Here is a 21,710-nt window from a genome sequence, read left to right on the forward strand (position 1 = left end):
CTGACTATTTGTTTCCTTGTCGTCGCTGCGTGAGTCGCTGGCGACTGCGGTTCTTGCCAGCAGCAAGTTGCTCCGTACGAGTGTCTTCTTGCTGGTTTGCAGACTTCGCACGCTGTTTCTGGGCAATACACTCGGCCAACGTATGGATCGTGGGGTTCTGGAACAGGTCAACCAGCGCAAGCTCGACATTCATGCTTTGTTTGAGCCTCTGGTGCACCTGGGTGAGTAGTAATGAATGACCTCCCAGATCAAAGAAATTGCTATGAAGTCCGACCTCCGTTGCTTGCAAGATGTCTTGCCAGCAGGCAACCAGGAACTTCTCGATCGTGGTATAAGACTGTGTGTACTCCACCTTTCTATCTTGCAGGTGCGCCTTTGGCGCTGGTAACTGACGATATTCAATCTTCCCATTGGAGGTCAGGGGAAATTTCTCGATTGGGAGCAGATAGGCTGGCACCATGTATACTGGCAACCGCTGCTCCAGGAAGTGACGGATCTCATGCATATCCGCAGCCAGGTCCTGGTGTACGATCACATAAGCGACCAATCGCTTATCATCCTGTCGGTCCTCTCTCATCATCACGACCACATCACGTACCGCTGGATGCTGGCGCAAGGCGTGCTCAATCTCGCCCAATTCGATCCGAAATCCTCGTACCTTGATCTGCTGATCATTGCGACCAAGAAATTCAAGGACACCGTTAGAACGATACCGAACCAGATCACCAGTTTTATAGAGGCGTGCCCCTGGTTGGGTGCTGAATGGATGCGGGATGAAACGCTCGGCGGTAAGCTCGGCTTTGTGTAGATAGCCACGTGCCAGACCAGCACCGGCGATATACAGTTCGCCAAAGACGCCAACCGGAACCGGCTGGAGATCGCGGCCTAAGACATACAATTGTGTATTGGCAATCGGACGTCCAATGGGCACCGGCCCGACTTCCAGGGGTCCAGCCGGAATTTCATAGACACAACACCCCACCACTGTTTCCGTTGGACCATATTCGTTAATAAAGCCAGTGTTGGGCGCGTGCTCACGCCAGAAGGCTAACTTCTCCCCGAAAAGCTGTTCCCCACCAATGACAAAGAGCTTTGTTCCCTCCATCTGTTGACGCGTATCGGCATGCTGACGCAAGAGATCCAGGTGTGATGGCGTTATTTTAATCAGGCTAAATGCATCCTGGGCCACGAATGCTTCACTTAAAGCCTCAACACTTCTCTCAGATGGCAACAAATGGACCCTTCTTCCCGCGAGCAGTGGTAAAAACAGACTGGTTACCGTCAGATCAAAGGCCAGCGATGAATGCACGGGTGCTCCCGTGCCTGCGCTCACTGCGTATCTTTGCCGGCTCCATGAGAGATAGTTCATCAAGCCACCATGCGTAATCATAGTGCCTTTGGGGACACCGGTTGAGCCAGAGGTATAGAGCACGTAAGCCAGATTCTCAGGATCGATCGGCACAATAACCCGCTCCCCGGCTAACCGCTCCAGTTCTGCCTCCTCACAATCCAGACAAATAAACTGGCAGTCTGGTGCCAGTTTTGCCAGTCGCTCGATCGAGGCATGCTGGGCAATCATTATCGTAATATCCGCATCCTGGAGCATATAGGCGATGCGTTCTTCGGGATATGAGGGATCGAAAGGTACATACGCACCACCAGCCTTGAGTATCCCAAAGATTGCGGCAGGCATGGCTAACGAACGCTCAAGATAGAGACCAACTCTCGTTTCAACGGTAACACCACGTGCCTGGAGCAGCCGCGCCAACTGATTCGCGCGTTGATCCAATTCTCGGTATGTCTGCTGATGCTCTTCATATATGATAGCTGTGGATTGCGGCGTTTCCTCAACCTGTAGCTCGAACATAGTAATCAGACTATCTAGTGCAGGACAGGCCGTAGAAGTATCATTCCATTCCACTAGAATTTTCTGTCGCTCATATTCAGCTAATAGCGAGATATCGGCGAGCGGCTGCTCAGCATCAACAACCACAGCCTCCAGCAGATTGAACAGGCAATTTTTCATGCGCTCAATGCTTGCAGACTCAAAGAGATCGGTATTGTACTCAAAGTATCCATCAATGCCAGACGGCGTCTCGGCAAAGGAGAGTAACAGATCGAAACGAGCCGTTCCTCGTTCGGCATTCAGCGCTTTGACAACGAGGTCTGGTAGCGCAAGGTCTTCCAATTGCGTGTCTTGCATCACGAACATGACCTGGAACAATGGGTTGACCCCCAAAATACGCTCTGGCTGAATTTTTTCAACCAGCTGCTCAAAGGGGAGATCCTGGTGGAAATAGGCACTTAAGCACTGCTCTCGCACATGCCGAAGCGCCTCGCGGAATGAACGTTCTCCAGGAAGTTGCGCACGTATGGCCAGGGTATTCACGAAAAGACCGATCAGGTTTTCAATCTCGCTGCGATTACGACCAGCTACCGGTGTCCCTACAACAATATCTTCCTGCCCACTGTAACGCGCCAGCAGGACCTGAAAGGCTGCCAGCAGCAGCATAAACACGGTGGCATTCTCACGTCGACTCAGTTCTTTAATTCCTTGAGCCAGCCGATCATCTACATTGAATGGCAGGTAGGCTCCACGGTGCGTCTGTATGGCTGGCCGCGGATGATCGGTTGGTAGCTCCAACTGCGGTGGTGCCCCGGCTAAGTGCTGCGTCCAGTAGGACAACTGTTTTTCGACGACCGCGCCTTGCAGCCAGTTCCGTTGCCAGAGTGCGTAGTCTGCATACTGTACAGGCAACGCGGGCAACGAAGGAGCCTCACCCTGATAAAAGGCACGATAGTTGTTCATCAGTTCCTTCATCAGGATGTTGATCGACCAGCCATCAGCCACAATATGATGGATGATGAAAAGCAAGATATGCTCTTCGGATCCTACGTGTAAGAGCAGGCTACGGAATAGCGGCCCGGCGCTCAAATCAAACGAACGCCTGGCTTCTTCAGTGACTACCTGCGCAATGATCGCCTGCCGGCTCTCATCGTCCATGTCAGTGAGCCTTGCTTGCAGATCAACACATGGCAGCGCTATATATGCAGGGGCGGCAATGAATTGCTGCGATCCATCGGGAGCAAATGTCGTCCGTAATGCGTCATGACGATGCACGATTTCGTTCAGGCTGCGTTCCAGCGCGTTCCGATCCAGTGATCCCAACAGATGCAAACCAACGTGCATATTGTACGCAGGATCCCCCGGCATCAACTGATCCAGGAACCAGAGACGCTGCTGCGCAAAGGAGAGCGGATGCGGTCTGTCAGGTGCAACGCGCTCGATTGGCAGCGCTTGCACATCACTCGTCGTGGCGAGCGCCGCCTCAATGTGCTCAGCGAGCCCGGCAATGGTTGGTGCGTCAAAGAGACAGCGGAGCGGAAGCTCGATCTGGAAAACATCACGGACACGGGAGATGGCCTGTATGGCGAGCAAAGAATGACCACCAAGTTCAAAAAAGTCGTCCTCACTATGCACAACGGGACGTCCTAAGACCTGCGTCCAGATAGCTATCAGCCTCTCCTGGACTGCTGTCAGTGGCATGTCTGGTTGCACATCTTGTGCCGTGGACTTCAGATCAGGGACAGGCAGCGCCTTGCGATCAATTTTTCCATTTGGTGTGACCGGAATCGCCTCAACCTCGATGAAGGCTGAGGGCAGCATGTAATCTGGCAAGGTGTGCTTCAAGTAGCGATGCAGGTCCCTGGTCGTTGTCTTTTCACCCGCCTGCCACACAACATAAGCAACCAGACGCTTATCGCCAGGGGCATCTTCGCGCATGATGATCAGGCAGTCAGCAACAGCCTGGTGCTGCCTCAAGGCTACATCTATCTCTCCAAGCTCAATGCGGAATCCCCGGATTTTCACCTGCCTGTCCATGCGCCCCAGAACCTCGACATTGCCATCAGGAAGATAACGACCGAGATCCCCTGTCCTGTAGAGCCTGTCGGATGCACTACCTGTCAAGGGATTGCCGATAAAACGCTGCCTGGTAAACGCTTCATCATGCAGATAACCAGACGAGAGATGCGGGCTCCGTACACAGATCTCCGCCACTTCTCCAACCCCAGCCAGCCCGGCTTCAGCAGTCAGGAGCAGTAACTGGACATCCTGAATACCACGGCCAACCGGAATAGTTGCCTTCGTCAGACTTCCTGTCCTCTTCCCTGTCAGCAGTACCTCATCACGAGCGTCCAAACTGGGAATGCGAAAGTTTGCCACAGCACGTTGTGTTTCAGTAGAACCATACGAATTGACACAGATGGCTCGTGGCGCAACACGCTGTATGCTCTGTACGTCCTGGAGGGTGACCATATCGCCGGTGATAAAAATAGCCCGTAGCGCTGGCATGGTCCCCTGCGAGGCTACCGGGGCCGCTTTTGACGCGAGCAATTGCAGCATGGCCGGGGTCAGGTGGGCGATGCTAATCTCCTCACGCCTCATCCACGCGGACAGCTTATCAGGGAAACTTCGTTCCTCGGCCGTTGGAATACAGATCATTGCCCCAAACCACAATGGCGTAAAAATTTCTCGTTGCAGTGGATCATGGGACAGCCCGGAGAGCAGGCTATAACGATCTCTAGCAGCAAAGCCATATGTCTTTTGCTGCCAGGACTGGAAATGGCTCAATGGACCATGTCTGCCCAGAACGCCCTTGGGTTTCCCGGTTGAGCCAGAGGTAAATGCAATCACAGCCAGATCATCCGGACCTATGCTCACCTGGGGATTATCCGTCGCGTAGCCTTTCAGGGCCGCGTATTCGGCTGGACCATCTGTGGCTGCAAACTCTAACGTACAGTGCTGCAATTCAGCTGCAATAGCGTCCCGTAGTTCATGCGCCAGAGGCCCGGCCTCACTTATCTGAATCCAGCCACACGGGGAGAGAGCATCCAGATAGTCCTGCAAACGCCCGCCGGGATACGCAGGATCAAGGATACAGAAGGCGGCTCCAGCTTTGAGTACTCCGATCAGGGCACAAACCAGGGCTGCACTGCGATGCCCATAGATGGCCACGACATCCCCTTTGCGTACACCATGCTCAATGAGGTAGTGCGCAATCTGATTACTGCGTTCGTTCAGCTGCTGATAATTCCAGGACCCGAATTCATCATGCATAGCCTCGCGCTGTGGTTCATGCTGTGCGTACAACTCAAGCGGAGCAAACACCGCGCCATACCAGCTATCGTCCAACACCTGTGTTGCGTCCGGCAGATACTTCCGCGCTGTCTCGGTAACAAGCGAGTAGCGCATAACCGGTGCATCAGGATGCTTGACAATCTGCTCAAGCAACAGGTGATATTGTTCAAGCATCTGCACCATGCGTTCCTGATCAAAAAGGTCTGGATTGTACAAAAGATTCACCTGGATCGTCTGCTGGTGTTCTTCGATATAGAATGTGAGATCAAACTTTGACTCGACGTCGGAAGGCGGGATCTTCTCCGCACGCAGCCCTTGCAGAGAGAGCTCGCTGCTGTCAAAGTTTTGCATATTGAAAAATACCTGAAAGAGCGGCGTATGACTTGAGGTTCGCTCCACACCTATTTCTTGCAATACCTGCTCAAATGGAACATCTTGATGCGCAAATGCATCTAGTGTAATTCTACGCACTTGCTGTAAGGTGGCAAGAAAACTGGCATCACTAGCAATAGTGCAGCGTAATGCGAGATTGTTCAGAAAGAAGCCAATTAAATGCTCAATCTCACTGCGATTGCGACCAGCTACCGGTGTTCCTACAACAATGTCCTCCTGCCCACTGTAACGCGCCAGCAGGATCTGAAAAGCAGCGAGCAGCGTCATGAATAAGGTGACGTTCTCACGTCGGCTCAATTCTTTGATCTCCTGAGCCAGGTGAGCTTCGATCTGAAAGGGGAGGTAGGCCCCCCGATGGGTCTGGACCGCTGGCCTTGGACGATCCGTCGGCAGTTCCAGCAGTGGTGGAACTCCCGCTAAGTGCTGCTTCCAGTAGTGGAGTTGTTTTTCTAAGACCGCACCTTGCAGCCAATTCCTCTGCCACAGTGCGTAGTCTGCATACTGCATTGCCAATTCCGGCAAGGATGCTGTATGCATCTCAGCAAGGGTATCGTGATAGAGCAGGCTGAGCTCACGGGTAAAGATGTCAATAGACCAGCCATCTGAAACAATATGATGTATGGTAAGCAAAAGCACATGCTCTTCTGCAGCCAGGTGCACCAGTGTTGCGCGCACAAGTGGGCCAGAAGCCAGGTCAAATGAGTGTTGCGCCTCTGCTTTCAGCAGAGATTGAAGCTGCTCTTCCTGTTCATCCGTATCCTGAGCGGTCACCACAAGCGTGCTCAGGGTAAAATCGCTAGCGGGAATGATTACCTGAGCGGGCTCTCCCAGATGATCAACAAACACTGTCCGCAAGGACTCATGACGCTGAATAATCGTGGCAATGCATCTCTCAAGTACGGTGCTCTCAAGGTGCCCATACAGACGCCAGGCAGATGGAATATTGTTGACTGAATTTCCGGGGTCAAGCTGATCCAGAAACCAGAGCCGTTCTTGCGCAAAGGAGAGCGGAATAGTGTTGCCTCTCCGAGCCTGCTGAAGCGGTGGATCCTGTGCTCTACGAATCCCCTTCTCAGCGAGCAGAAGAGCCAGCAGTTCTTTCTTATGCGTATTGGCAGAAATTGTTTTATTCATACTACACCTCATTCCTATCACTTCTCTTCTGTTGTAATGCACTCAATGTTTCATCATCAGAGAGTGCATCCACCTGCTGATAGATCTCAGCAATCAGCGAGAACTGTCCAGGGAAGGGCTCGCAGCGCACAAGTTCTTCCGCTAATCCAGCTACAGTCGGGGCCTGGAAGATGATCCGTACAGAGAGATCGATCTCAAAAATGTCATGCAGCCGTGAGACCAGTTGTGCCGCCAGGAGGGAATGTCCCCCGATCTCAAAAAAGTTGTCCCAGATGCTCATATCATCCTTCTTAAGAATCTGCGACCAGCTAGCGACAAGAATCTCTTCCAGTGGCGTGCGTGGCCCCGTATGCTCTCGCATCTGTTCATGGCGTTTCTCTGTCTCTGTGGGAATCACCTTGTATGTTTGCGGAATAGGGAGAACAGGTGACGGTGAGAGCTCTGAAAGATGGAGGGATGGATTCCTGCTGATATGCTGCAAGAGCCGCTCGTAATCATCCAAGAAATGCTGCATCGTCTCATCATCAAACAGGTTCGTTGTATAGTTCGCGGTCACGACATAGCCCTCAGCCACCTCTTTCACTTCCACAGATAGGTCGAAAAGAGCATCCTCAAGCTGAATGGTCAGCGGCTCTACCGTAACCTGCTCAAACGCCGGCACAACTCCAGACGTATCCTGCAGGGCAAAAACAACCTGAAAAAGTGGATTATGATCAACGCTGCGTTGCAACTGTAAGGCATCAACAAGCATCTCAAATGGAAGATCCTGGTGCGCATAGGCCTCTAATGCGGTTGTACGAACCTGCTGTAATACCTGCTGATAGGTAGGATCTCCTTCCAACTTCGTGCGCAAAACAAGCATATTGACAAAGAAACCGATCAGTGGTTCAACTTCAATCATGGTTCTGCTGGCGACCGGCGTGCCTAGCACGAGGTCCGTTTGCCCTGTATATAAGCACAACTGCATCTTAAACGCTGTTAGTAACGCCATAAAGAGCGTTGCCTTCTCCTGTGTACAGACCCTGGCTAGCGCCTGCACCAGCGTCTGGGGCAGGAGCAGGGAACGTGTTTTCCCTTTCATTGCGGTTTGCTTGCCAGCATCGAACTGCTCTAAAGAGAGAGACAGCTGCGCTGGCGCGCCCTGGAGCTGCTTTTTCCAGTACTCCAGCTGGCTATGGAGCATTGCTCCTTGCAGCCATTGTCGCTGCCACACAGCATAGTCAGCATATTGAAGCGGCAGGGGCGGTAAATCCGGCTCGACACCCGCAGTCAAGGCTCGATAGTAGGCACCTAATTCATGGCAAAGTACGCCCAAAGACCATCCATCGGTAATACTATGATGCATGTTTACGAAAAATACATGTTCCTGCTCCCCCACCTGGACCAGCGTTGCCCGGAGCAGCGGACCTTGCACCAGGTCAAACGGTATGTGCGCCTCCCTGCTCACCAGTTGGATGGCCTGTGCCATGCGCTCATCGGCACTCTCCGCGCTGACTTCGTGCCGGACAAGAGAGATCGACAATTGAGGCACAATAGTCTGAACAGGCACACCCCCAATGGTACGAAATAGGGTGCGTAACACTTCATGCCGCGCGATGATCATGTTGAGGCTATCTGTCAGTGCTTCATGATCGACAGGACCACGCAGGTGGAACGCCACCGGTATATTGTAAGCATCACTCTGCGGGGCCAATTGATGCAGAAACCATAAACGTTCCTGCGCAAAAGAGAGCGGAGGAAGCTCCATGCTTGAACGCTTCGTCAGAGCAAGTCCAGGTTGGTGTGGCTCCGCTTGAGCATCATGCTCAACATAGTCGGCCAGACGTGCTATCGTTGGGGTGCGGAAGAAATGGTGCAAGGGCACCTCGACGGAAAAAGCCTGACGGATGCGCGCAATAATCCGGGTCGCCTGCAACGAATACCCACCCAGAGCAAAAAAGTCGTCTTCAACACTCACGCACTCGATATGCAGAACATCCTGCCAGATCTCTGCCAGGGAGCACTCCATCTCAGTGCGTGGTTTGATGCACTGCTCTTCCACCTGCTGCTGATGAAAGACAGAAAGCTTCTGCCGATCCACTTTTCCGTTGAGCGTCAGTGGAAATTGCTCCATCCAGATAAAGTCAGATGGGATCATATAGGAAGGAAGACGCTGGCGCAGATACGTTCGTAATTCGGATGGGGAGACATGCGTCGAGTGAGCGGACACCAGATAGGCAATCAGTTGCTTTTCGCCATCCTCATCCTCGCGCACAAGCACAATGACATCACCAACAGTGGGATGGCTACTCAGTGAGGTCTCAATCTCACCTAACTCGATACGAAACCCACGAATTTTGACCTGGAAGTCGATACGTTCCAGAAATTCAATGGTTCCATCAAGCCGATAGCACACCAGATCTCCCGTTCGATAGAGTCGAGCACCTGGTTGTTTCCCCAGATGATCAGGGAGGAAGCGCTCCGCAGTCAGATCCGGTCGCCCATGATAACCACGCGCGATCCCGATACCACCAACATAGAGTTCACCTGCAACCCCAATGGGAACAGGATTCATCCAGGGATCGAGAATATGGGCTGTGGTGTTATCAATTGGGCCTCCGATTGATGGCGCTTCCTCGGCGGTTTCACACTTCGGCAACACGGTAGATGTCGATACAACGGTGTTCTCGGTTGGCCCATAATTATTGACAATCTCGAAAGGCAGCATCGGTGATGGAAAGCGATGCAGTCGGTCGCCGCCAGTCAGCAAGCAGCGCAGTGGAGATGCCTGGGGCCATGTCAGATGCTGGACGCTCTCCATCAATGGTGTTGGCAGAAAACCAATGGTAATGGAATGAGCGATAAACCAGGCTTGCAACTTCTCAGGGGTAATCCGTGTTTCTTCATCAACAAAATGCACACTCGCACCGGCCGTCAGATACGGCCATATCTCCCAGCCTGCTGCATCAAAGTTGATACCCGCGACCTGGGATGCGCGATCATTCAACGTGATGGCAAATGCTCGCTGATGCCAGCGACACAGGTTCGTGAGGCTTTGATGCTCGATCTGAACTCCTTTAGGCGTGCCAGTTGAACCTGAGGTATAGATAATATAGGCGCTATTTCGACGACCAACGTCGCTTACCAGATTAGCACCGCTTTCTCTGGCATACACCTCATCTGGCAGGTAAAGAAGGGACCCGACATAATCAGTGAAGGCACCAGCCTGTTCATGGGTCGTTAAGACGCAGGGCACACCGGTATCCTGGAGTAAGAATGACAAGCGCTCGGGAGGGGTCGAGGGGTCCACTGGTACATATGCCCCACCAGCCTTCAGGATACCCAGCATACCAACGATCAGCTCGATCGAACGGGGGAGATAGAGAGCGACCAGCGTTTCAGGTCCCACGCCCCGACTTTGCAGATAGTGCGCAAGCTGATTTGCCTGCACATTGAGCTTGCCATAACTAAGAGAACGTGTATCAGACGTGAGCGCCAGTTGGGCTGGCGTACGCTCGGCCCATTGCTCAAATGCCTGCTGCACCAGCACATGTGCTGTGCCATCTACCGCCGTCTGCGTCGAGAATAAGCGTAGCTGTTCGCTCTCCTTGTCGGTAAGCAATGGAAGATGAGAGAGCAGGCACACCGGATTTTGTACCATTCCTTCCAGGATCCGTTGGAAATGTCCGGCCATACGAACAATCGCGGTTGCATCAAAGAGCTGCATAGTATAGTGGATTGACCCATGAATCGCCTGTTCGTCCTCAGTTAGCTCAAACAAGACCTCACAACCGGACGCTGGTTCAGAAATCTGCCGGGACTCATACTCCGTCGGTGGACAAACAACCAGACGAAATATTACCTGAGGCGAGGAGGACTCATGCAAGGAAGAAAACGCATCTCGCTCAGATACATCAAGTCGTGTTTGCACCCGTTGTACGAGGTCATCAGCACTCATTTCGCCTCTAAGATGTACCTGCATAGCTAGCTGTCCATCATCATCCTGCATCTCAAGACCGCAGATAAAATCTTCACGTAGTGTATAGCGATAGAGTAATGCCTGAAAGGCCGCAAAAAGAAAGGCCTGGCTTGAAACCTGGGCGGACAGACTCGCCTGCCTCAGTTCCGTAACCAGCTCTCCCCCCAGTGAATAAGCATACTCACCATCCAGAAAAGGTGAAGTTTGCGATTGTCCCCTGCTATAAGGGAGACGTAATGGGGCCGCAATCTCCTCAAGTGCTGATGGATGGTGTCCACGTATTGCTTGTACATTGCTCTGGCTTTGTCTCTGTTCTTCAATTTGAGTCACGTTTCATCCTCCTTCCACAATGGCTATGCCCCCACAAATACGGTTCTTGTCCGATCAGTCCCCTTATAGGGCACCTAAAAAAGGGGCCAGGTCATCCTTGATGAGCTGCAACACCTGTTCTTCAGCGTCGCGTAGAAAAAAGTGGCCACCGGGAAATTGATGCAATCCAAATGTACCAACCGTATGGCTCTTCCAGGCAATGAGACTTGATACATTGACTCCGATATCATCGCGCCCTCCAAAGGCAGAGATCGGGAACGTAAATGGTGGCTCAGGAGTATATACAAAGGACTCATAGATTGAAAAATCAGCCCGAAGGAGAGGCAAAAAGAGTTCCATCAACTCCGGATTTTGCAGAATTTCTTCATCGGTTCCATGAAAATGGCGGATTTTTTCAATAAACTCTTTGTCCGTCAGCCTGGCGACTGAACTGTCGTCACGAGGAATCTGAGGAGCCCGGCGTCCCGACACAAAGAGATAGAGAGGGCTTTTTTTACCTTGCCGACGTAAGTAACGGGCCAGCCCAAAACTCACCAATGCACCCAGACTATGTCCGAAAAATACAAAAGGTGTGCCCATATATGGTGCAAGGACATCTGCAAGCAGCTCTATCAAAGCATCAAATTGTGTCATCGGTGCCTCGCTACGACGATTTTCTCGTCCTGGCAATTGCAGCGGGCAGACATCAATCTCCTGGCCGCTGAGATTATTCCACCGGCGATAAAATGATGCGCCTCCCCCCGAATGCGGAAAGCAGAAGATGCGCAGACGTGCGTCTGGCTTCAAGTCGTTCCGATGTATCCAGGAACTTTGCGTGATTACAGATGTCTTCACCGAGCCTCCAAAGTTAAGCCTCTAAAAATGTCCAGGTTCACATGATCCATCATCACGGTATGCAACAATGTTCGTTTCGTGTCTGGCAGTATCCATTTTCTGTCGCAAGCTCAAAGGCCTCATATCAGTCCACACATCCTTGATATAAGCGAGACAATCATCCTTTGATCCGCTCGCCCCTGCTTCGCGCCATCCTATGGGTATTTCCTTGCCAAGAGGCCAGAGGGAATATTGCTCTTCGTGGTTGACAACGACGAGATATGTTTTTGCATCCTCTTGCTCATTTACAGTCATGAAAAATCATCCTTTCATCCTTTTTTCATTAGCTTCTGCCAGCAAGTGTACTCTGACGTGGATCAAAGGGCATCCAACCATACCCCAAAAAAGGGCTTAGGGATTCCCCTATAAAGACTCGCCAACTGATCGAGATCGGCTAGCTGCTACCGCGAGCTATCTACGCTATAGGGATTCCCCTCATTTCGTTTATAGGGTGATGATGGATGCCCAGGAGGGAAGAACACGGTATAGTGTGTTCAGAGTGCTAATGTAGCGACTCCAGTGTCTCATTCTGCTCTATTAGAGGACATCAATAACATGGAAAGTCTGCATGATAAATGTGGCGTTGTGGGCATATACACACGAAATCCCAAAGCGATCCATGAGTCAGAACAGCATCTGCTTCTTTCGCTAGCGGCTCTCCAGCATCGGGGACAGGAAAGTGCAGGCATAGCGATATATAACAATGAAGACACACTCTTCTATCGCTGTGGCATGGGAAAAGTACAGGAGGTGTTTTCTGATGGCTATCCAGATACATTTCCTCCAATGAAGTGTGGCATTGGGCACGTACGCTATTCGACAACAGGCTCAAGTTGTATCGAAAATGCTGGTCCTTTTGTTGTGAGGGACGACCAGGGCTCCATTCCACCGTTAGCGCTTGCACATAACGGGAATATCATCAATACAGATGTGCTACGAGCCTGGCATCCCCACTACTTTACCACGTCGACAACAGACAGTGAGATTATTGCCTCTCTGCTACTGCATGATACAGGCCATTCGATGCGTGAACGTTTGATGAATATTATCCCTCGCTTGCGTGGAGCGTATAGCCTCACGATCCTGGCCGAGGGCAAATTGTATGCCTTACGTGATCCGTGGGGCCTACGTCCCCTTTGTGTAGGCTACACAGATAATACCTGGATCGTAGCCTCTGAATCCTGCGCGCTTGACCGTATAGGCGCAACGTTTATTCGCCAGGTCGATCCCGGAGAATTAATTACGCTCGATGACGAGGGAATGCGTAGCGAAGTCATCGCCACTACGCCCATCTCACGTCTCTGTGTCCTTGAACCAATCTACTTCGCAGATGCTACAAGCCAGCTAAATGGGACGGTCACCTATGCAATCCGTCAGGAAATAGGCAGAGAACTGGCAAGGGAATATCCGCGACGTGCAGACTATGTCGTGCCAGTGCCCGAAACGTCCATCCCTATGGCGATAGCCTACGCAGACGCAACGAACATCCCCTATGAACAGCTCATTACCAGGAACCGCTACAGCGATCGTACATTTATAAAACCCACACAGAATGAGCGCTTGAAAGCCCTGGCTCAGAAATTCTCATTCGTCAAAGCAAAGATTCTTGGCGCTCGCTTGATCATTGTAGATGACTCTATCGTACGCGGAAATACATTAAAACATCTCGCATCCCATTTACGCCAACTGGGTGCAAGAGAGATTCACCTCCTCTCCAGTTCTCCCCCACTTCGTCATACATGCCACTTCGGGATTGATATTCCGAAGGAAACCGAGTTAATCGCAGCTGGACGCGATACGCAGGAGATCGCCGAGGAATTGCAGGTCGACAGCGTGGGATATTTGAGCCTGAGAGGACTCAATACGGCGTTGAAGAACGCGCACAGAACTCCTTTGAGTAGCGAGAGCAGCGTCGATTGTCTGGATGAGCAGTATTGCTTCAGTTGTATGGCACTACGAGGATGGCCATTCCGTCCGCAAAGCAGGATGAACACACCCTTACAAGCTGACCTGCTCCCCGTATTACCGACGTAATGTACCAAACAATCCCTCGGGATTTAGCTCTTATGCGATCAAAAAGAAGACGGAGGTGCTTATGAAACAGCTTAACCAGACTGCAGGCTTATTGCAAACCGACTCGATAGAGGTTGCCGATACGGCAAACACAGAGTTTTATAAAAGGTTCCCTTATCCCTGGCCTCCCATGAAATTCAGCTATCTCACCGATCCAGACTTTGAGACGGTGATGCTCAATCAAAGTATTGGTGACTGGCAACAACGTACGATCCCTCGCCATCCCGATATCTGGATCGCGGGATGTGGAACCAATCAAGCGATTTTCACCGCCTTGCGCTTTCCCAATGCGCGCATCATCGCCTCTGATCTCTCGCGCAACGCCCTTGATATCAGTGCAACTATCGCCAAAGAGCTTCAGATCTCCAACCTGGAATTGCGAGAAGAAAGTATTAATCAGGCCACCTATGTAGAAGCATTTGATTATATTATCTGCACCGGTGTCATTCACCATAACACTGATCCCGCCGCTTCGCTCAAAAAAATTGCAACTGCCCTCAAACCCAACGGTGTGTTAGAAGTAATGGTCTATAATGAGTATCATCGCGTGACCATCCGGGCCTTTCAAAAGGCCATCAGGCTGCTCACGCAAGATGAGAAGACGCACGAGAGAAATTTTGAGCAAGAACTGGCTATCGCGAGAGCCCTGGTCATGCATGCGACCACTGAAATTTCGCTCTACGATTCTCTGCTCGAATATCGAGATTGCCCTGAACCGATGCTCGCTGATACCCTTTTGCAACCAATCGAACACTACTATACTGTAGAGTCAATGGAAACACTACTGGATCAATGTGGTCTGCGTCTACAGGCTCCATACCTCAATCCCTTTGATAAGGCGAGCAGCACCTTCAGCTGGAATATAGAATTCGAAGATAGCAAGCTACAACACCAATATGACCAGCTACCCGACTCGCGACGCTGGCAAGTCACAAACTACCTCAAGCTCAATCACTCTCCCATGCTCTGGTTTTATGTACAACGAAAAGATAACGTCGCGCCTCGGAAAACTGAACAGCAGATATGTGAAGAATTCCTGGCTACCAGATTCGTTAAACCCACCACGACCCAGAGAAGCTTTATTCTTACACCGCAAAGCTCCCACATGTATGAACTCTCTGCAAAGGAAATTCCATTCCCAGCAACTCCTGAGGAGAGATCCCTACGCAGAATATATGACAATTTCGATCCTGAAAAAACGGCGCAAGAGAATCTCAATCGTCTTGGCGTAAAAACGACATTTCACATCGTGAACCAGTTCAGACTGAAACTCACGACCTCACTGTTTCCTTATTTACAGGCCGTTTCTTAGAGCGACTGATGCTTATCCCTTTCACCTTTTCTGTGCATACATATTGCACCAAAAGTGCTCTCATCTGTTTTCTGGTATGGGACAAAAATCAGCCACAATCTTAGCATCTCCCCACGAGCAGATGGCAGAAAGCTGGATCAAGCACCAGGAACGAACGTTTGAAAGGATACACACCATGCTAGCGACATTACGCCAACGTAACTTCACACTTCTCTGGCTTGGCAGCCTCATCTCACTTACTGGCGACTGGCTCCTGCGTATTGGATTACCAATCTATATCTATATACTCACCGGTTCAGCCCTGCAAACAGGAATCATGTTCATTGCCGGGAATATCCCGATGCTCTTCAGTTCTTTCGCTGGTGTCCTTGTCGATCGTTGGGATCGTCGCCGCACAATGATTGTGTGTACCCTTTTACAAGCTGTGGGGCTACTCCCATTGCTGCTTGTGCATAATCAAAACAGCTTATGGATTATTTATACTGTCCAGTTTCTTGAAGCATGCCTCTCCCTGGTCACACTGCCCGCTGAGAGCGCACTTATTCCACTCCTTGTCAGTGAAGATTTGTTGATACCAGCGAATGCGCTACGCTCAGTAAGCCAGAACGCCTCAAGACTCCTCGGGGCAGCCGCCGGCGGCCTTCTGGTTGGCATACTTGGTCTGGGCGGCATTGCGCTTGTTGACTCTTTGTCGTTCCTGTTTGTGGGTCTGATGCTCGTACTGATTCGTATGGCTGCATTACCCCAGGCGGAACATGCTCCTCCATCTACTATTCCGCTGTATTGGAAAAGCTTATTTCAGGAATGGCGCGAGGGTATACAGCTGATCTTCCAACAAAGAGCGTTAAAAGTTATTGTATTGGTGATCGCTCTCCAATCGATTGGTGAGGGGGTGTTTGGTGTGCTGATAGTCGTGTTTGTCGAACATGTCCTTGGCTATGGAGCCAGTGTCTATGGCTTTCTCAGCTCTATTCAAGCCATAGGCAGTCTGGCTGGGGGCGTTCTGATCGGGAATCTAGGAAATCGTTTCGCGCCTGCGAAACTCCTTGGTATATGTCTCGCTCTTTTCGGGCTCATTGATCTCATCATTATCGATATCCCATTTGTGCTCCCTGGCCTCTTTATTATCGGCCTCCTCTTTGCACTTGTCGGCATACCAGGAACAGGCATCGTGGTGGGGGCGAATTCATTGCTGCAGACGTTGGTCGAAAACAAAATTCGCGGACGCGTCTTCGGCGCATTCCTGGCAATTGAAGGACTCGCCAGCCTGGCCGGCATGGGACTTGCCAGCCTTTTCGGAGACCGCCTGGGCGCAACACTGATGTTGAACATCCAGGGGAGCGTCTATATCCTTGCGGGCCTCCTCGTGCTTGTGAATCTGGCTTTTCTCAGCACAACGTATTCCCTGGCCACCAATAAGTGATCGTGGTGCCCTTGAGTCTTCAGCGGTTCAGAAGCTCTTCTCTCTACCTGATCAATTCTGAGGGTCGCTCTCCGATTTTACTAACTGTTGATAGAAACTCTGAACCGTTGTGCTCGGTGAGGCCGAAAGCTCATCCTGTAATAGCTGGGCATAGTGCTGATACTGGCGCAAGGCATAACTACGTTGCCCCATGCGCGCATAACAACGCATAAGTCCATAATGGGCTTCTTCCTGGTAGGGATCTCTCGTTATGATCTGCTCCCACAGGGATATGCTTTCATTCCAACGCTCTTGCTGAAAGCACAACGTCGCGAGTTTTCCATAGGCATCCATGTTGATACGACCTAACACATCACGCTGGAAGAGGCACCAGTTGCTGTAAAAAGATTGTACATAATCCCCCTGATACAGTGCAATCATGGCCCGCAAGCATTTTTCAGCTTGTTCATAGTTATTACCTGAAAGCGTTGTTTTTACCTGCTCCTCATAGGTTAAAAACAGTTCGACATCATAAAGGACGTGGCGAAAAGAAGTGGTGAGATCGAGCGAATAGTGGCCCCCTCCTGACACGACACTTTTCTCTCCTACGATTTTGCGCAAGCTATGGACAGTTGAGCGAAATGCCTGATCATTGATCGTATCCCACTCCGGCCAGAGGTCATCAATAATTTGATCTTTGCGCACCGCTTTTTTCTTGTCTAGCAAATAGAAGAACAATTCCATGGCCTTTGCTCTACGCCAATGGGTGATCATAACATCATCCACGAAGATAGCAGGTTCCCCAAATGCTTGAATCTTGATCTGGTGATTGGTGTTCGTGAGAATTACAGGTGCAGTCGATGAAGATACAGTGCTTTTCTCCTGGATTCTCCATTGTAAAAGTTTCTCAACGGGGTCGCCTTTCTCTTGCGCCGTGATGCGAGCAAGGATATGCGGAAGATGCTTCAATTCAAAGCGCAATAGACGTTCATAATCCTCATCAGGGCGTATGTGCAAAATAACTTCCTGCAATAACGTATCCCCATTCACGTCATTTTGCAATCCGTACTGACAGTCTGCAAGTCGAAGCGTGGCACGTAACACATCTTGTTTGAGATGGGCAGCACTAAATGCTTCTTTGGCCTCATATAAAATCTGCAATGCTTCTTCATAACGCTGCATATATAAAAATATGGTGCCACGAGTGAGCATTAACTGCACATCTTCAATGGTATGATCTCTGTTTTGGTCCGAGAGATGTTCAGCTTCGGTTAAGATCAGCAAAGCCGTAGCAGCATCGCCCATAAACATATAGGTAATCGCTAGCGTTCGTAGCGACCCACGGGTCAAATACATGTCTTGAATCTGGCGCGATAAGCGCAATCCATCCTCTAGAATCTCTAATGATTGATGATACTGTTCTTGCTCCTGATACAATTCGCCTAAATTAACCAGTGTATAGGCTTCACCGCGCAAAAAACGAGCACCCTTGCGTGCGGCCGCAAGTGCCTGCAAGAATGACTCTTCTGCCTCATTATATAATCCCTGGCGCTGTTTGATTAAACCCATGCGCATGAGAAGAAACACTCTCTCGTATTCATCGGGAACATCCTTCCACAGGGTCAGAGCACGTGATAAGTGATGCTCGGCAAGCAAAAAATTTCCCATCAAGCTGTAAGAACTTGCAAGCATACTATGCAAATCAATAACATGGCGCGTTGCTTTCTCTCTTCCTCTATATTGGAGCGCATGCTGCAAATGCACAATTCCATCCTTGATATTGCCTTGCACGTTCGCGCTAATGCCCAGTAAGGTGTGTGCTTCTGCATGCAACGCGGACTCTTTCGCGGGTACGCTGGCTAGAATTTCCCGTAATCCTTCTCGTGATTGAACATATTCACCGGCTTGAAAGAGCGCTCGACTGCGCACAATCGCCACATCGGCCCGGAAGCGAACCGCCTGATCAGCAAACAGATGCAGCTCTTGCTCTAGTTCGGTCGCCTGTATGAGGACATCAAGTGCATGGGCTTGATCGCCCAGGATAGTAGAAACCCTGGCCTCAATTAAGAGAAGTAGTGGGTGAGAAGCTGTGACAGATTGTGGAAGTTTCCCTATCCAACGAGCGACCGTTTCGACGTTCCCTTCAGCAATCAGGCGTTCATGTATTTCGATAATCAAATTTATCGCAAAAGAGGAATCCTCAAGCGCAAGCGCATGATACATGGCAGATTCATAGTCTTGCATGGAGTAAAAAAGGTGTGCCGCTTGCTGATGAAGTTGAAAAAAACGCTCCGGTCGCTGAGTATACAATACCTTACAGAGGATATCGCGGAGCACCGGGTGGCAAAGATAAACAATCTGTCCCTTCTCCTCATAATGGGAAACGAAAAGTCCCTGAACTTCAAGCGAGCCTAAACGCTCAGTTACCTCTGAAACTTCGATGTCAAGCAGCGACGCACACAATATCGGGGACATCTGCTGAAGAACGACAGCTTCTCCCAGGAACTGATACATCTCCGGTTTTCGCCCAAGCACTTCCTGCACAAGATATTCAAACAGGGTTTCCTGATCAATAAGTAATTCTATCGCGTGAGGTGTTTCCTGATTTTGCTGGTATGTTTGCAAAAACTGCATATCACCAAGACGTGTCCCGAGTAATATCCCAACGATCCAACCATCGAAATAGGTAATGAATTGCTCTATCTCCGCTTCTGTAAGTGTAGTAACACCCTGGATCGCAGCAAGTTCTTTAATCTCTTGAGCCGTAAATTGAAAATCTATGGTACTCAATGCAAAAATCTGGCGTTGCGCAAGGAGAAAGGCATACTTGAGTGAGGGCGTGCCACGACTCTCGATGACAACAGAGCAAAATGTTGGTAACAATTGAATGAGTCGATCGACAAGTTGATTAATGGCATTAGCTTCATTCACTTCATGATAATTCGCGAGAAATAAAAGAAAGGGATCTGTGATTTCTCGCGTAATCGCTTCAACAATACTATCAATAATGGTGCCTGGATCCGACGCCCCTGCACCATAATGCATTCCATTGCGTGCAGAATGGGCAATAAGTTGATCCAACGTCGGGCCAAAGGAGGGAAAGCGGTAGCGAATACTGGCAACTAAGTTACGCAGAAAAGTGTGTTGATCACGATCGGTTTGATCAAGAGTGTACCAACAATAAGAAATAGGGGACTGGGATACAAAATCAGCGAGGAGCGTTGATTTTCCATACCCTGCGGGAGCGCAGATCAGGCTGAGCTTATATTGTGGCGAAGATTCAATCAGTGCATGATGCAATTTTTTTAATAGGGCTCTACGATGAAGCAATGCCTCAGGGACAATCGGAGCTATCAACTTCCACGTCAAATTACTCGGTTGCACGTTTTTTCCTCATAGCCGAAATAGACAGTCGCCTTTAATAGGACTATTTACCGAAAAAGATTATATGTTCAAATCTGCTCACATTTATTAGTATACTATGTTCATCGACGAAAAAACAACAGCTTCAGCAGGATTTTTGCTTTTTTCTACTATTTTTATCTTTTAAATACTTTGTATTATTTTTTATAATTTAATCTCTCATTAAACTTTATAAGCAGATATCATTGCATTAAAATCAGATCAAATGGAATGTTACACACGCCATGGCAACAAAAGCAGTACGGGTTCATCTCCTGTTTCCAAACACACCAGGTACAGATAGGCAACAGTATGGGAACATAGATAGGCTACTCTTATCTATACAAGACATTGAAGAGTACATACAAAACTTCATTCCTTAATTCGCTTCTCTTATGAAGAAAGGGGCATCCCATGGAAAGCAAAAATAAATCCAGACAGGTCCTTCCATCTATGCAAAAACTTGTGTCAGTTGAGACAAAGCAAAAATGCTTCAACTGGTTTTTTTGCTATCATAAGCAATTAGTCGTTATCACCATAGTAGGTATGCTTATTCTTAAGGTCGTGCATCCTGATATTGACCCCTGGACCTAGTAAGTAGGATATATATGCAAGACGTACCTGTCTCAAATACGATAACGAGAGGGGAGGAACATGTCTTGGTCGATACTAAACGAAATACTGGGATTAGCAATTATCGATCCAGTATTTCAAAAAAAACTCTTATCCTCCCCTCTTGATGCCATCTATGAACGCGAGTTTGTGCTCTCACCCGAAGAGATTCATGTCCTGCAACACATTCATGTTCATGATTTAGCTGAGTTCAGCCAGTGCATCATTGATAACCTATCGCCTAAACAATAAAGTTCAAATACGGGCACATATGGAGGATTCTTGATGAACACCATGCTCCCAGTAAAGGATACAGCTTTAAACTATCACAACAATGACTCGACGAACCAGCTAACATATAGCGCACTCATAGTCGAGAAATTTCTCTTGCTCCAGAGGCCTTTGCGTAAAACACTTGAAGAACTTCCTTATATCCAGTCCGTTCTGGCTGCACATACGCTGACGGAAGTAGGAGAGATAGTACACCATACACAACCGGAGATCGTTGTTCTGAGCACATCGGTTTCATTTAAAGAAACGCTCATGATCATAGAACTGCTGAAGCAATATGGTCGTCGAACAAACATTATTATCATCACAGATAATGTAACCCCAGAAGCCTCTCGTCTCCTCATCAAAAGTGGTATCCAGGGCATTCTCGATACATCCTCAACAGAACAAGATCTCAAAAATGCGATCGAGGCCAGCGTGACAGGAAATATTTTTCACGCGCGCGCAATTTATAACAGCCTGACAGTTTCCTCAAATAACATAGGTTCTTTGACTGCCAGAGAGACACAGGTATTAGCACTCATTCTCGAAGGTGCAGACAATTATTCCATTGCCAAACATCTCTATGTCACAATTAAGACAGTCGAAGCCCATGTTACCCGCATCTATAGCAAATTACATGTCACCTCCAGGGCACAGGCAATTCTACGAACACAGGAACTTTGTCTTTTATAAGTGCCCACAGACAATCGGAATAGCACCTGGAAAAGAACGATCCCATGATGTCCAGTATGGGCTGCTTTTCCATCTGAACAAGCCAATTCTTGAACGATACCCTATCTGTTACTGC

9 protein-coding genes and 2 pseudogenes are annotated in these 21,710 nt (G+C 49.6%); 5 read left to right on the forward strand and 6 right to left on the reverse strand.

Going from position 1 to position 21,710, the window contains the following annotated elements; all coding sequences use genetic code 11:
• Window positions 1–4: 4 nt before the first annotated feature.
• From EL633_RS14880 to EL633_RS38145, 5 genes and pseudogenes are all read right to left on the reverse strand, one after another.
• Window positions 5–6,667 (reverse strand): non-ribosomal peptide synthetase, encoded by a 6,663-nt coding sequence (locus EL633_RS14880; protein ID WP_161982160.1) that lies wholly within the window; start codon window positions 6,665–6,667, stop codon window positions 5–7.
• A gap of 139 nt (window positions 6,668–6,806) precedes the next feature.
• Window positions 6,807–7,028, reverse strand: a pseudogene (locus EL633_RS38365) (phosphopantetheine-binding protein); the annotation flags it as partial.
• An 87-nt stretch (window positions 7,029–7,115) separates the two neighbouring features.
• Window positions 7,116–10,655: pseudogene (locus tag EL633_RS14885) on the reverse strand (amino acid adenylation domain-containing protein); the annotation flags it as partial.
• Window positions 10,656–11,018: 363 nt separating this feature from the next.
• Window positions 11,019–11,789, reverse strand: a complete 771-nt coding sequence (locus EL633_RS14890; protein WP_126627936.1) for a thioesterase II family protein — start codon at window positions 11,787–11,789, stop codon at window positions 11,019–11,021.
• Window positions 11,790–11,810: 21 nt separating this feature from the next.
• The gene (locus EL633_RS38145) at window positions 11,811–12,083 is read right to left on the reverse strand and encodes an MbtH family protein (RefSeq protein WP_126627937.1); all 273 of its coding nucleotides are present in this window, start codon (window positions 12,081–12,083) and stop codon (window positions 11,811–11,813) included.
• Window positions 12,084–12,383: 300 nt separating this feature from the next.
• Here EL633_RS38145 and purF point away from each other — a divergent pair, with 300 nt between their 5' ends.
• From purF to EL633_RS14910, 3 genes are all read left to right on the forward strand, one after another.
• Entirely contained in the window at window positions 12,384–13,862 is a 1,479-nt protein-coding gene (purF, locus tag EL633_RS14900) for an amidophosphoribosyltransferase (protein ID WP_126627938.1), read from the forward strand.
• 61 nt (window positions 13,863–13,923) lie between these two features.
• A complete protein-coding gene (locus EL633_RS14905; protein ID WP_126627939.1) occupies window positions 13,924–15,213 on the forward strand; it encodes a class I SAM-dependent methyltransferase in 1,290 nt (429 codons plus the stop codon).
• Window positions 15,214–15,388: 175 nt separating this feature from the next.
• Window positions 15,389–16,636, forward strand: coding sequence for an MFS transporter (locus EL633_RS14910; RefSeq protein ID WP_161982161.1), 1,248 nt, complete (start codon window positions 15,389–15,391; stop codon window positions 16,634–16,636).
• 51 nt (window positions 16,637–16,687) lie between these two features.
• Here EL633_RS14910 and EL633_RS14915 read toward each other — a convergent pair whose 3' ends face one another.
• Entirely contained in the window at window positions 16,688–19,999 is a 3,312-nt protein-coding gene (locus EL633_RS14915; protein ID WP_126627941.1) for an AfsR/SARP family transcriptional regulator, read from the reverse strand.
• A gap of 672 nt (window positions 20,000–20,671) precedes the next feature.
• Here EL633_RS14915 and EL633_RS14920 point away from each other — a divergent pair.
• Together EL633_RS14920 and EL633_RS14925 are read left to right on the forward strand one after the other, a co-directional pair.
• Window positions 20,672–20,881, forward strand: a complete 210-nt coding sequence (locus tag EL633_RS14920; protein ID WP_126627942.1) for an Os1348 family NHLP clan protein — start codon at window positions 20,672–20,674, stop codon at window positions 20,879–20,881.
• Between the two features lie 33 nt (window positions 20,882–20,914).
• Window positions 20,915–21,595, forward strand: a complete 681-nt coding sequence (locus tag EL633_RS14925; protein ID WP_126627943.1) for a response regulator transcription factor — start codon at window positions 20,915–20,917, stop codon at window positions 21,593–21,595.
• Window positions 21,596–21,710 lie beyond the last annotated feature (115 nt).

The organism is Dictyobacter alpinus (assembly GCF_003967575.1).
GTDB classification, from domain to species: domain Bacteria; phylum Chloroflexota; class Ktedonobacteria; order Ktedonobacterales; family Ktedonobacteraceae; genus Dictyobacter; species Dictyobacter alpinus.